This window comes from Companilactobacillus zhongbaensis (assembly GCF_003946515.1).
Lineage (GTDB): Bacteria > Bacillota > Bacilli > Lactobacillales > Lactobacillaceae > Companilactobacillus > Companilactobacillus zhongbaensis.
On record NZ_RHOM01000025.1, the window covers coordinates 18,054 to 31,259 of the forward strand.

Annotated in this window: 13 protein-coding genes and 3 pseudogenes; 8 read left to right on the forward strand and 8 right to left on the reverse strand. The window is 40.3% G+C overall.

Annotated features, from left to right (window positions below; translation table 11 throughout):
• Nucleotides 1-190: 190 nt before the first annotated feature.
• Both EKM69_RS09480 and EKM69_RS09485 read right to left on the reverse strand, forming a co-directional pair.
• Nucleotides 191-469, reverse strand: a complete 279-nt coding sequence (locus EKM69_RS09480; RefSeq protein ID WP_105961668.1) for a hypothetical protein — start codon at nt 467-469, stop codon at nt 191-193.
• A gap of 21 nt (nt 470-490) precedes the next feature.
• Complete coding sequence (locus EKM69_RS09485) at nt 491-700, reverse strand: hypothetical protein (protein ID WP_013729135.1); 210 nt, start codon at nt 698-700, stop codon at nt 491-493.
• Nucleotides 701-970: 270 nt separating this feature from the next.
• Between EKM69_RS09485 and mobQ the strand changes: the two genes are divergently transcribed.
• From mobQ to EKM69_RS09505, 5 genes and pseudogenes are all read left to right on the forward strand, one after another.
• Nucleotides 971-3,031, forward strand: coding sequence for a MobQ family relaxase (mobQ, locus tag EKM69_RS09490; RefSeq protein ID WP_125710486.1), 2,061 nt, complete (start codon nt 971-973; stop codon nt 3,029-3,031).
• Nucleotides 3,006-4,653: pseudogene (locus EKM69_RS09495) on the forward strand (DNA topoisomerase). Before mobQ ends, EKM69_RS09495 begins: the two are co-directional and overlap by 26 nt.
• A gap of 122 nt (nt 4,654-4,775) precedes the next feature.
• Nucleotides 4,776-4,991 carry a hypothetical protein gene (locus EKM69_RS09500; RefSeq protein WP_011222028.1) on the forward strand — a complete coding sequence of 72 codons (216 nt, stop codon included), beginning with the start codon at nt 4,776-4,778 and terminating at the stop codon, nt 4,989-4,991.
• A 3-nt stretch (nt 4,992-4,994) separates the two neighbouring features.
• Nucleotides 4,995-5,159 (forward strand): hypothetical protein, encoded by a 165-nt coding sequence (locus EKM69_RS12375; RefSeq protein WP_158071088.1) that lies wholly within the window; start codon nt 4,995-4,997, stop codon nt 5,157-5,159.
• A gap of 108 nt (nt 5,160-5,267) precedes the next feature.
• On the forward strand, nt 5,268-6,299 hold the full coding sequence (locus EKM69_RS09505; RefSeq protein WP_004270929.1) for an IS30 family transposase: 1,032 nt from the start codon (nt 5,268-5,270) through the stop codon (nt 6,297-6,299).
• Nucleotides 6,300-6,383: 84 nt separating this feature from the next.
• On the opposite strand, the gene EKM69_RS09510 is transcribed toward EKM69_RS09505, so the two are convergent.
• Both EKM69_RS09510 and EKM69_RS09515 read right to left on the reverse strand, forming a co-directional pair.
• Nucleotides 6,384-6,998: a CadD family cadmium resistance transporter gene (locus EKM69_RS09510; protein ID WP_125710488.1), complete on the reverse strand. Its 615-nt coding sequence runs from the start codon at nt 6,996-6,998 to the stop codon at nt 6,384-6,386.
• 1 nt (nt 6,999) lies between these two features.
• Nucleotides 7,000-7,368 (reverse strand): ArsR/SmtB family transcription factor, encoded by a 369-nt coding sequence (locus EKM69_RS09515; protein WP_003678450.1) that lies wholly within the window; start codon nt 7,366-7,368, stop codon nt 7,000-7,002.
• A gap of 424 nt (nt 7,369-7,792) precedes the next feature.
• Here EKM69_RS09515 and EKM69_RS12530 point away from each other — a divergent pair.
• Together EKM69_RS12530 and EKM69_RS12535 are read left to right on the forward strand one after the other, a co-directional pair.
• Nucleotides 7,793-8,023, forward strand: a pseudogene (locus EKM69_RS12530) (transposase); the annotation flags it as partial.
• Nucleotides 8,024-8,200: 177 nt separating this feature from the next.
• Nucleotides 8,201-8,410: pseudogene (locus EKM69_RS12535) on the forward strand (transposase); the annotation flags it as partial.
• A 222-nt stretch (nt 8,411-8,632) separates the two neighbouring features.
• Here EKM69_RS12535 and EKM69_RS12690 read toward each other — a convergent pair.
• Complete coding sequence (locus EKM69_RS12690) at nt 8,633-8,725, reverse strand: hypothetical protein (RefSeq protein ID WP_076633039.1); 93 nt, start codon at nt 8,723-8,725, stop codon at nt 8,633-8,635.
• An 80-nt stretch (nt 8,726-8,805) separates the two neighbouring features.
• Between EKM69_RS12690 and EKM69_RS09530 the strand changes: the two genes are divergently transcribed.
• Nucleotides 8,806-9,593 (forward strand): IS5 family transposase gene (locus tag EKM69_RS09530; protein WP_125710492.1). Its coding sequence is split into 2 segments (ribosomal slippage): nt 8,806-9,058 and nt 9,058-9,593, totalling 789 coding nucleotides; the frame shifts between segments, so codons are not numbered across the junction.
• Nucleotides 9,594-9,678: 85 nt separating this feature from the next.
• Here the strand turns inward: EKM69_RS09530 and EKM69_RS09535 are convergent.
• From EKM69_RS09535 to EKM69_RS09545, 3 genes are read right to left on the reverse strand one after another with little or no spacing between them, the layout of a single operon-like run.
• Entirely contained in the window at nt 9,679-10,587 is a 909-nt protein-coding gene (locus tag EKM69_RS09535) for a glycine betaine ABC transporter substrate-binding protein (RefSeq protein ID WP_125710494.1), read from the reverse strand.
• A 12-nt stretch (nt 10,588-10,599) separates the two neighbouring features.
• On the reverse strand, nt 10,600-11,442 hold the full coding sequence (locus EKM69_RS09540; RefSeq protein ID WP_125710497.1) for an ABC transporter permease: 843 nt from the start codon (nt 11,440-11,442) through the stop codon (nt 10,600-10,602).
• Nucleotides 11,442-12,635 (reverse strand): quaternary amine ABC transporter ATP-binding protein, encoded by a 1,194-nt coding sequence (locus EKM69_RS09545; protein ID WP_125710499.1) that lies wholly within the window; start codon nt 12,633-12,635, stop codon nt 11,442-11,444. Before EKM69_RS09545 ends, EKM69_RS09540 begins: the two co-directional genes overlap by 1 nt.
• Nucleotides 12,636-13,206 lie beyond the last annotated feature (571 nt).

The window sequence follows — 13,206 nt, forward strand, 5'->3', positions numbered from 1 at the left end:
TTAAAGTCTCTGCAGTTTTTTTATGCAAGGTGTTCGGTTTAATTTTACAATCTGCCATAATACTATTGATTATCCTAACATCCCACCAGAAAATCCGATTTAAACACCAGTTGTTTTTAAACTATTAAGAAAGTAATTCCACTATATATTCCGAAGACCCAAAACAATCTTGAAAATAAAAACGATCGGCCTAGTTATTAGGTTGATCGTTTTTTAATTTATCCGGTTTATGGGCGTTGACATAGTCAGCGAATGTTTTTAAAAGTTCTTCGGTTTGTTCGACCGAGAGGTTATTAGCTTGAAAGTACTTTTCTAATAAAGACCCTTTTTGAATTAATCGGCGAGAACGGGCTTTGCGGGCTTGCCGATTTTCATAGTATTTAGATTGCCGTAATTTAAAATCTTCTCGCTCAATTTTTTGTTTTAAACGCGCTTGCTGCTCGACTAGTTTTTCATATTGATTAGACATGGAATTTCCCCATCTCGTATGCTAATGATCTACGGACTTTACCTTTAAAAATTCAGAAAATTGCTTGGCTAAAAGCTTAATCTGATCGTTAGACAAATTAGCATAATCTAAATTGGCTTGACTGATGATTTGTTTACCTAGCCGTTGTTCAATCTTATTTTTTTCAGCTTTAATCTTTTGATTAAGCTGTTTTAATTTAGCTTCTTGTTTTTCTAAGTTGCTTTGAGACATAACGATCCCTCCAATCATATTAAAAATAATCACCGACACTATATCGTACAGAGAATGTTAAGTCAAAGGATAAAAGTTGAAATAGAGAAGCGGAAGTCATACACTAAAAGTAAATTCAGGAGAATCAGCAGACCGAGTAAAACGAGGTCAATGCGCACTTACACATAGAATTAATTCTATGTTGTGTTAACCCATTAAAGACTGTATTAGAAGTCGCCGTTGGCGATAACAAAATAAAAACCATAAACCCCAAGAGAGTCGGTGACAAACATGGCAATTTTTCACATGAGTTTTCAAAATATTAGTGCTGGTAAAGGACGTAGTGCCATTGCTGGATCTGCTTATCGAAGTGGTGAAAAATTATTTGACGAGAAAGAAGGTCGCCACTATTTGTATGCCCGGTCGATCATGCCAGAAAGTTTTATTTTGACGCCAAAAAATGCACCGGAATGGGCGAGTGATCGGGAGCAGTTATGGAATGAAGTTGAAAAGAAAGATCGTAAATCAAACTCACGGTATGCAAAAGAGTTTAACGTAGCTTTACCGGTAGAATTAAGTGAATCAGAACAGAAAGAATTATTAACTAAATACTTGCAAGAGAATTTTGTCGATCAAGGTATGGTAGCTGACGTAGCAATTCATCGCGATCACCCAGACAATCCGCATGCACATGTGATGTTAACCAACCGCCCATTTAACTCCGATGGTAGTTGGGGATTAAAAGCAAAGACGCAGTACATTAAAGATGAGAATGGCAAGCAACTTTTAACCAAAAGCGGGTTTCCAAAACAAAGAAAAATTTGGTTGGTTGATTGGGATAAAAAGGAAAAAATTAATGAATGGCGAAAAAATTGGGCGTTGAGTGTTAATCAGTTCTTAGCACAAAAAAATATTCCGGATCGGATTAGTGAAAAATCGTTTGTCGATCAAGGAATTCAAGAGACACCTACCCAACACGAAGGCATTAACAGCCAAAGAAAAAATCGAAAAGCATTTAATCAACAAGTTAGAGCGCAAAGAAACGCTCAAGCTAAATATCATAATCTTGACGAAAAGATAAGAAATCATGAACATTTTGACGCGTTAACTGACGAGCTATCCTTCTCTGAAAAACACACAATTAGTCATCTAAGTCAGCAATTGAAAACCTATGTCGATTTAGAACATTTAGATGATAAACAGCGCATGCTGTTTAATTGGAAAAACAGCTTATTAATCAAACATGCCATTGGTGAGGATGTAACCAAGCAACTGCTGACTATTGACCAGCAAACGACATCACTAGCACAAGCTAACCAGTTGTTAAATAAAGTGGTGGAACGAGCAACGAAAAAGCTTTATCCGGAACTTAATTTTGAACAGACAACCGCAGCTGAACGACGGGAACTGATTAAAGAAACTAATAGTGAACAAACGATTTTTAAGGGTAGCGAATTGGCAGAACGGTTAGCGGATATTCGAAGTGACTTATTAACCCAGCAATTATTGACGTTTACCAAGCGGCCATATACCAGCTGGCAGTTAGTTAATCAGCAAACCCAGACGATTGAGAAGCAATTAACCACGGTACTAGCCAAACATGGTCACCAGTTAGACGATTTGAAGCCTACTGATCGGGGCATGCTAGCCGCTTATCAACCTAACGAACTCGAATTCATTTCTAAAGCGGTGAAAAATTTGCGGGTCATGCGGGAAGTTAAAGCCGTAGTGCAAACCCAATACAACAGCATTCTAACGACTGCTTTTCCGGACAGTGACCTCGATAAGCTAGAGACGATTGATAAGGAGCAAGTCTATACCGCTGTGGTTTACTATGACCCAGAATTAAAGCCATTAAGCGGCAATGATCTTAGTCAATTGCAACAGCAGCCACCGGTAGTCTTTACTAGTCAGCAACACCAAGCCGGTTTAAATTACCTGTTAGGTAAAATGGAATTAAAAGATATTCAGGATCATCGACTGCAACGGGTCTTAAAACATGATGGCACCCGGCAACTGTTTATCGGCGAATGTGGCCAAGATCCTAAGTTGGATCACAAACAAATTGAAATGGTGCAAGCCCGTTTGAAACAACAGACAATGCGCTTTGATCAATATAAGCGAGCTCAAGTTAAGGACTATCAGGCCATTAATTACCATCCAACTAGCCCAAAAAATTACCTGATGAATATTTTGGACGAAGCCTTAATGACCATTTTATATGCGAAAAATACGGACTATCTAAGAAAACAGCGACTACGTGGACTAAAGGAGACCGAGTGGGAAATGACGAAAAAGCAACGGCAACACCAAACTCGAAACCGGCATGAAGATGGGGGCATGCACTTGTAATCACAAAATTAGCGACTGGTTAATTGATATGAATGGTAGCCCATAAAGTATTTTATATTGATAAAAATTAGAGCGTGCTCGATTAGTTACGTATAGCTGCCAGCCTTGTGTATGGTCTATTAAAGAAACCAGGTAAACAAAACCTTTAAGCCGAAACCCTATTTTGAACTAAATGCTGAAATTATTGCTAATTAGCAAAAAATTCAGCAAAATTAGACCCCTATCAGCGATTTAAAGGCGAAACAGGGCTAATGACATTCATGCAAGCTAAACACGTTCAGAAGGGATTACAGGACGGTTTAATCAAGGACGTCCAAAAGCAAGGCAAAAAACGAGCTAGTCCCCAACTATTCTCGCTATCTAGTCTCCAAAGTGCCATGAATAAACGTTATCACGCCAGCGCCAGCCAAACCTTAGCGGCTATTCAAAGCTTATACGAAGACAAACTGCTCAGTTATCCCCGCACCGATTGTGCTTATATCACTGATGAAGAATTTGATTATTTAGTGGCTAATCTGACGAAGTATCTGGGTTTGGTATCTAAGCAAGTCGCTTTAACCAATACCACCCCAAATAAACGTTACGTCAGTGGGAAAAAGGTTGAAGAACATTACGCCATTATTATGACTAAAGTTGTGCCGACTAAAGAGAAACTAGCCAGCTTACCTAAATTACAGCAACAAGTCTATGACTTGGTTTTAAGAACGACGTTAGCGATGTTTGCTGATCCGTACGAGTACGAGGAAACCACCATTATCACCCAAGTTGGTGACGCCAATTTTAAAGCAACCGGTAAGGTCCCAACTAAGCAAGGCTGGCAAGCTTTATTTGATGATCACACAGCCGACCAGCAAGAAGCAGCAACTTTACCGCTCGTTAACCAAGGCGATCAGGTTAAAGCAAATCTGCAAACACCGCAAAAAGAAATGACCCCACCCGTGCCATTTACCGAAGGTACCCTGATTACGGCAATGAAGACCGCCGGCAAAACGCTTGATGATGAAGCAGCCCAGGCGATTCTCAAAGATGTGCAAGGCATTGGGACAAGTGCGACCCGGGCCAATGTGCTGGAAGTGTTAAAAAAACGCGGCTATTTGGTTACTGAAAAGAACAAGCTCCACGTCAGTGAAGCGGGAACTACTTTATGTAAAGCGGTCGAACTCGAACCCTTGCTAACTAGCCCAGAAATGACGGCTAAATGGGAGCAAGCGTTACAACAAATCAGTACCGAAGAACGCACCCCGGATAACTTTTTGAGCCAAATCAAAAAGTTCGTGGCAAAGTTGATCGCTGATGTTCCCACGCAATTAACTGGCAGTGCAGCCATTAAGCAACAAATCGATCACCAACAGCAAGCCCAAAAAGCCGCCGAGGTCTTCTTAGAAACACCGCAAGCGACCGTTTTAAATAAACAGAAGTTTTACATTGTAAAGCCTAAGCAAGGCGAAGACTTTACCCTGCCCAAGAAATGGAGCAGTAAAACCCTCGGTAAAACTGCGATCAAAGCCTTAATCACTAAGGGGGAAACCAGCAAACTAAAGGGGTTCAAGAGCAAAAAAGGAAAGTCGTTTGACGCCAAGTTAAAGCTTGACGGCCATAAATTAAGTTTTGATTTTGATTAGAACCTGCCTACCGCCCTACACTACGTTCCGGTTGGCGAACCCGTCATTTAGGTTCACTTTTACAACCCTAAAAGTAAACCTAAACAACGGGTGAGATTAGCAACGCAAAGGAGATCATAAATATGGATAACGAATTAACAGTCATTGGGAGTGAATTACCGGTTTTGCAGACTAAAGGAACCTACAAATATTTAAAAGAAATTACTGGAAATGGGTCTTATTATCAAGTGGCTTGGCAAAAATTAGCCGATGGCTACGTTGCCCTTTATGGCACGACCCCGGTTCAAATCAACGTAGCCCCTATATTGAATGATATTTTTGAAGATGAGGAGGGGTAGACAATGCCGAGTAAAGCCGACGTTAAAGCCTGGAAAGCACAATTAGTCGCCCAGGCTGAACAACAAATCCTAAAATTAACCGATAGTGACCGATTTAAACAGTATCTTAATACCCTGGCTAAATTTCATCATTATAGCGCCAGAAACATTGAATCGCGCGTTTTATAATCAAGTTAGCCAAATACTTTTAGCTAATTGATAAAATAAAAAACACCAAGACAAATCTCTGTTATCATTGATGTTCCTACACAAACAATGAAAGAGGTTATTGTCTTGATGCAAGAACAGAATACCACAGTCAGAAAAAAAGGTCAGCACCTAACTTCGTTTGAACGAGGCAGAATTGCTACGCTGCACAGCCAAGGCTATTCCAATCGTGCAATTGCCAGAGCGCTTAATGTTTGTCATCAAACAATCAATAATGAATTGTGCCGCGGCGAGATCGACCAAGTAAAAAAAGTGAATGGTCAACGCCAATATTACGCTGTATACTCACCAGAAACAGCACAAGCTAAGTACGAAGCTAATCGAGCCCACTGTCATCGACCTTTGAAACTCGTCGGTGTCGCTGATTTTATCGACTATTTTACGACTCATTTGCGTCAAGATGGTTGGTCGCCTGATGCAGCAGTAGGACGGGCCAAACTTGAAGGCTTATATCAACCTGAGGAGATGGTCTCGACCAAGACGCTATACCACTATATTGATGCCCAGTTACTTGAAGTCCGTAATCTTGATCTACTCGAAAAAACGCGCCACCGTGCCAAACATCATCACTCGATCAAGCACAAGCGTCTGGCCGGACGGAGTATTGATGAACGGCCTAAAAGTATCGACCAGCGCCAAGAGTTTGGCCATTTCGAATTGGACACCGTGGTTGGCAAGCGCAACGGTCAAGAGAGTGTGATCTTAACGCTGATCGAGCGTCAATCCCGCTGCCAAATTCTACGTTTGATCGATGGTCGTGATGCCGATTCGGTCAACTATGAGCTGGCCAAGATCTGTCAAGAATACGGATCAATCATGAAGTCAGTTACTGCCGATAATGGCGCTGAGTTCTCGGAAGTTGGCGCTGTACTTACCGGTGTCGCTGACCTTTATTATGCCCATCCATATCGTTCCTCTGAGCGTGGGACTAACGAAGCGCATAATCGAATGATCCGCCGCGATGTACCCAAGGGTCTATCCATGGATATTTTGGGTCCTCATGATATCCAAGCAGTTGAGTCAAAGCTAAACAATTTACCGCGCCGGCAAACTGGCTATCAAACACCCAAAGAGCTTTTCTCCGCTGCTTCCGCCGGCTAAGTTAAGCCCATAAAATATGAATATTAATGAAAATACTGATTTAATAGGATTTATCGTGTGGCTAATTTGTTCTTGCAATTTGGGTTAAAGTAATAGCTGCATAATATGCCTAATAGTGTCACTTTCAAGAATGATCATGATGCCTAAACCAATATAAATAATGGCCATGATCCAATCACCAAAACGATCAAGAAAGTTCTTTACAAAATTCACTTGTGAGAACTTATCACCAAGGAAAACTAAAAAATAAACACAAATGGTAAAAACAAACAGCGTTACGATTAGCTGTACCAGTGATAATGATACGAAGTAAGGAACAAAAAGGCCAATATTATCCGCACCACAAGAAGCTACCGTAATTAAAGCCACCGTTGCAATTAAATTCTTATTTTTACGCGCTTCAATTTTCTGATCAACTTCTGCGGCTTCATCTTCTTTGCTAAATATATATTTGATTCCAAAGGCAATGGGAATCAACCCTAAAAAACCTAGTAACCATTTGGCGGGTACGTAATGGAGAATAAATGCAAAAAACAAACTAATTCCAATGAGCGTATATGAGCCTAAGAACTGACCAATATAAATTTGTCGGCGATGCTTTGTTGAACGATATTTTGAAAAAAGTAACATTAAAATAACTAATAAGTCGATTGCAGTTGATGTATAAAGAATAATACTCGTTATAATTGTCCTGATCATTTTATTTTCCCCCACCAGCATTGATTTTTCCGGCATCTTCAGCTAAACACCATGCCCGTTCTAATAAAATTGCCGTACATTCATCAATGATCTGATATTCAATGAAGTTGCCATTACGCTTCGCTTTAACTATCTTTTGATCTACTAGACGTTGTAACTGGTTTGAGATGGCTTGGACCTTCATATTTAGTGATGTAGCAATCTCACTAACGGCCATATCTGGTTCACGCGTTAAGCAATGTAAAATTCTTAGCCGCGTATTATTTGCGAGTACTTTAAAAAGTAAAGCAATGTCAGCGGCTTGATTCTCATTTAACAATGCCCGATCAGCCAAATCTGGTTTACCCGGACAACAGTCTACTTGTATCATTAGATCACTCCTCGTTTATTAATCTATTACATTATATCATGTAATAGTGTTGTCCCCAATTTAATTTGAATCAAAAAATAGAGTAGCTCCTATAGCCACTCTATCTGACATTAACCACTATTCATATTCACTAGTTAAATTAAAACTAAGATACAGGTCTTAGTTTTAATTTAATCTACCAGAAGATGCCAAAGTTTCGTTACTATCATTTTGCGCCATTTTAATTCTTTCAATATAAATAGCCGCCAATCATTGTCCTCAGAGTAATCTGGTAATCATATAAAAACAGATAGTAGAAAGCTTAATTAATAATGAAGTGAAGTTGTTCCTTCAGTTATAAATTAATTCCTTAGAACGTGTTTGGATACTTTGACATTCGATTTGATTTTAGTTAAATTAGATCAAAAACAGGAGTTTTTAATCCATGAAAAGCTTTGCACACCATTATAGTAGCGACATCTCTCGTGAACAATTTGAACTAATCCGGACAGATCTAGAAGGCATACGTAAGCGGACTAAGCCAAGAAAGGTTGATTTATATGATATCTTTTGTGCCCTGCTTTATACCTTGAAAAATGGGTGCGTTTGGCGCGATTTACCCAGTGATTTTCCTAAATGGGAAACCGTCTATTATTACTGGTTACTTTGGACTAAAACGCCATCTCCTGCTGGTATCACTCCTCTGGATAAGGTTTTAAAAAATGGGTTTGTGGTAAACACCATTTTAAAGGAAGCTGATCTTTTTTGTCCGAACAGCGTTCGGATTAATTTTACAATCTACCTCTTAACCTTTATTCGCAACCGCGATCGGGCTACTTTACAACAATTAGTTATGAACTACCGTCCCAATGGTACTGAAATGGATACCGTCATAAGGACCATTCAAAAGAACTACTTAGGGATCAGGAACGCTTGTCTCTATGACTACTCTAATGGGCCGTTAGAGGGGATCAATCGCAAGATCAAAGAACTTAAACGTAGCTGTTACGGTTTCAGTAACTTAAGGCATTTCTTTATCCGCATCAAATTGATCCATGCCTAAAATAAAAAATTTAGGTCAACACTGTGGGAGGCAGGTGCGGGCCCGTTTCGCTACGCTTCGGACCCGCACCTGCCTCCCAACCCAAACACTTTAATCTAGCTATGGCGGTAAAAAAAGAATCCTACCATAAGATAGAGTTCTATGGACCATCAACACTATTTGACAAAGTCCCGAAAAGATACCTCTTTACATTTGCAGGGTATCTTTTCAAGACTCATATTTTTAAATAGCTAGGCTACCATTATCAATTACTAATTCTGTTCCGGTAATTGTCTTAGCTTTGTCACTCGCCAAGAATAAAATACCATTGATAATATCCTCAACTTCAGAATAGTAAGAACCTGTCTAATATCTAAAAAATCTGATATAGTTTTATTAAAAAGTGAGTTTTAGCCATGAAAAACTATCCAAGCAATATTACCCGCAAACAATTTGAACAGATTCGACCAGAGCTAGAAAGTTTTCGAAAACAAACTAGGCCCCGAAAATATGACCTCTACGAGGTCTTCTGTGTGATTATCTATGTCCTAAAAACAGGTTGTCAATGGCGACAAGTTCCAAGTGACTTTCCTGAATGGCATTCCGTCTATAATTACTACAAGCTTTGGTCTGCATCGCCTTTTGTCACAGAGGCATCGCTACTTGATAACTGTTTAAAAAAATTATCGCTCAACAGCGTAATTTACAATCACGCTCAGCCAAAACGACATTTATTATAATCGATGCCCAAAGCGTAAAAAATGCAGATACTGCTGAGCATAAAGGTTATGATGCAGGTAAAAAAGTTTCCGGTATTAAGCGCCATTTAGCAGTTGATATCAATGGTTTACCACAAGCTATTCACATTACTACGGCTAATGTGTCTGATCGTCAAGGAGCCATTGCTATGTTGACGTTATATCGTGAACATCTTAATCACGTCAAAACAGTACTAGTTGATGGTGGGTACACTGGGAACAACTTTTCCGCCGCTGTTCATTCCAATTTAAAAGCCACCGTACAGGTGGCTAAGCGTAATGAATTACATAAATTTGAAGTGCTTCCGCAACGCTGGTTAGTGGAACGTACTTTTAGTTGGCTAGATAAATGTCGGCGCCTTTGGAAAAATTGCGAACGACATCTTAGTACTAGTCGCCAAATGGTTGTTTTAGCTTATTTGATTGTGATGCTCAAAAGATATTAGACAGGTTCTAAGGAGGTAATGGGTCGTTAACAGCCAGGTTACGTTTCAGGATGATCCACTAATACTTTTTGCATCAACCTTATTTTTATTTGTTTTTTAAATCATCGATGGTATTAATATTCTTCATATACTTCGGCACAGCCAATCCAGTTTTAGCATGCTCCAGATTTTTCCTGACTTCAACATATTTACCCTTATATTTCTTAGCATATAACTTATGTGTCACAGGAAGTTCGACTGTAACTGTCGCATCCAATTTACCACTAGAGATCGCACTCCACATAATACCAACATCAAGCTGCTGCATCGTTGCGTCATACCCCTTTTGTTTCAAAAGAGTTGTGACTAGGGTAGTAGTAGCTATTTCATAGTCATATGGAGTATACCCGATCTTGATTTTCTTGCCTTTTCCATCAGGCACACCCTTTAGCCACTCTTTGACTTGCTTAGGATGGTCCTTAATAAACTCATCAACGGCCTTTTGTTTATTCATACCGTTGTTGATTTTCATCATTAATGGATTAGAAATTTTGATCGACCAATGGAAATTCTCTAAGAATTTATTGGCACCTGGATTATCTTGTTTAAATCCCTTTCGAGTAATAGTCCGCATTGATTCACCCTTGCCATAAGCATGTTTAGGATCATCTAGGAATTTCAGCGGATATTTGGCGAACATCCAGTGTGGCTGCCACCCTGTCACTACGATCGGCTCTTTATTTTTAATAGCCTTATCCAAGGTACTTACCATGGCAGCAGTAGAACTTGGCATAATTTGCCAATTTGCGCTTTTCAGATGGTACTTACTCAAAGCCGTTTCAGTACTATCAGTAATACCCGCACCAGCTTCGATCCCTGTGATCGTATAGTTGATCTGAGACCCTAATTTTTTATGCGAATTATATTCGGGCGGCTTGGCACAGGCACTAACAACTACTGCCAAGCCTAACGTCGCGGCTGCTAATTTTAAATAACGGAGGATTTTCTTCTTCACTATGATCACCCCTTATCTGTATGTCTGGTTGAACGATTGTGTGATCCGATCCAAAATAATAGCGACGATAACCACCGCGATACCTGCAGCGAAACCTGCACCAGCATCGTTACGTCCAACAGCGAAGTAAACCTGCGTACCCAAACCAAGCGCACCGATCATCGATGCAATAACGACCATGGAAAGTCCGAGCATCATTGTCTGGTTGACACCGGACATGATCGTTGTCTTAGCCATCGGCAATTGCAGTCCGATCAGTTTTTGCCAGCTAGTCGAACCGAATGAATCGGCAGCTTCGATCAAGCCTTCTGGGACCTGACGGATACCCAAGCTGGTCATCCGTACTGTCGGCGGCATTGCGAAGATCACAGATGCCAAGACACCAGGGACCATCCCGATACCAAAGAAGGCCACAGCTGGGATCAGGTAAACAAAGGCCGGCAGAGTCTGCATGAAGTCCAGGATCGGTTTGATCACAACTTCAGCTTTATTACTCTTAGCCATCCAGATCCCCAGCGGGATCCCAATGATGATCGCGATCAAACTTGACGACAAGACCAAAGTCAGGGTCTGTGTCATATCACGCCAATATCCTAAGTTCCAGATCAATAAAAGACCCAAAACTTCAAAAATCATGAAGCCCAATTTCTTCTGGTCTTTCTTGACCCAATACGTTAAAGCCAAAATAACAATGATAAATAGCCATTCCGGCAATAAATCAAAGACCCATTGGATCGCGTCAATGATAGCCTGGAAAAAAGCCGTGATACTGTTGAAAAATCCTGTAAATTTACTTAGCCAATCAACACCAGCGTTGATCCAATCGGCTAATGGTAATGCTCCGATACCTTTCATTAAGCGCTCACCTCTTCCCCGGAAATAGCAGCCAAGACTGTCCCACGCAATATAATACCCAGCAAATGATCATCATCATCGACCACGATATACGGGATCGGGGTCTTCGAAATATCATTGATCAGATCATTGATCGGTGTATCAGCATGAGTCTTGGGCACATCGGTATTCAAAACGGACCGTAAATCTTTACTGTTTTTCTTGATCAGGTCTGAAACATCATGCGCGTCAGCAAAGCCGACGAACCTGTTTTCGTTATCAACCACATAGATCGAAGAAATATCATTTTCACGCATGCGGCGTAAAGCCACTCGCGGACCAGCTTTAGCAATGTTGACCACCTGTGCTTTAGCCATGACGCTGCTGGCTGTCAAGACTTGAGTCCGGTCAACGCCTTCAATAAAGCGTTCGACATAATCATTAGCCGGATGCGTCAAGATATCTTCAGGATCCCCGATCTGTTGAACTACACCATCACGCATGATCATGATTCGATCACCCAATTTCAAGGCTTCGTTTAAATCATGACCAATGAAAATAACTGTCTTATGCATTTTTTCTTGGATCTGTAACAAGAGATCCTGCATTTCTTTACGATACAGTGGATCCAAGGCAGAAAAGGCTTCGTCCATCAGTAAGATCTCGGCATCATTGGCAATTGCCCGTGCTAAACCGACCCGTTGCTGCATCCCACCAGATAACTGGTCGGGATATTGTTGATCGTAACCATTCAAACCAACTAGGTTCAAAGCATCCTTGGCCTTTTTTTCTTGCGTTTCCTGATCAACTTTTTTTAGTGCTAATCCATATTCCGCATTCTGCAGAACTGTCAAGTGTGGGAACAAAGCAAAATTCTGGAAAACCATTCCGAACTTATCCTGGCGTAGTTTACGCAAACCTTCTTTGTCTAGATCCATCACACTTTGGCCATCAACTTCGACATCTCCATCAGTCGAGTTGATCAAACGATTGATCATCCGGATCAGGGTTGATTTACCACTACCGGATAGACCCATGACAACAAAGATCTCTCCTTCATTAATTGAAAAATTAGCGTCACTGACACCAACTGTACAACCAGTTTGAGCAAGGATCTCCTCTTTGTTCTTACCTTGTTTAAGGAGTTCCTTAGCCTGAGAGATCTGTTTGCCAAATATTTTAGTTAAATGTTTGACTTTAACTTTTTCTGTCATTACATGCCTCCAATAAATCCGTGCTTTCTTATGCTGCGAAGTGCTTGGTGTAACTCATAAACAATTAAGAACCATCGGCTGAAAAATGTTTAGTACACCCTACACTGCCCTAGCAGTTGAAATTCGTCAGGGCAGCCTGATAACTGGCCTTTCTGCTCGAATAAAAAAGACTTGAACTGTCTACAGCTTGAACCTTCGTTATTATAGTGTATTGCCTAGCGTATACCTTACTGAATAAAATGAAAAACATGATACAAAAAGAGACCGATCGATGCTTTACTAGCTTTGATCGGCCACGCTGTAAAATAACTATAAAACGAACTTGTGGTCCAACATTACAAAAATGTTACAGCCGAATCATTAAGACTACCTTAACACATATTCATAACAAGTCCAAATTATATGTCTGGTCACTACCTATCTTAAGAACGTGTTTGGATACTTTGACATTCGATTTGATTTTAGTTAAATTAGATCAAAAACAGGAGTTTTTAATCCATGAAAAGCTTTGCACACCATTATAGTAGCGACATCTCTCGTGAACAATTTGAACTAATCCGGACAGATCTAG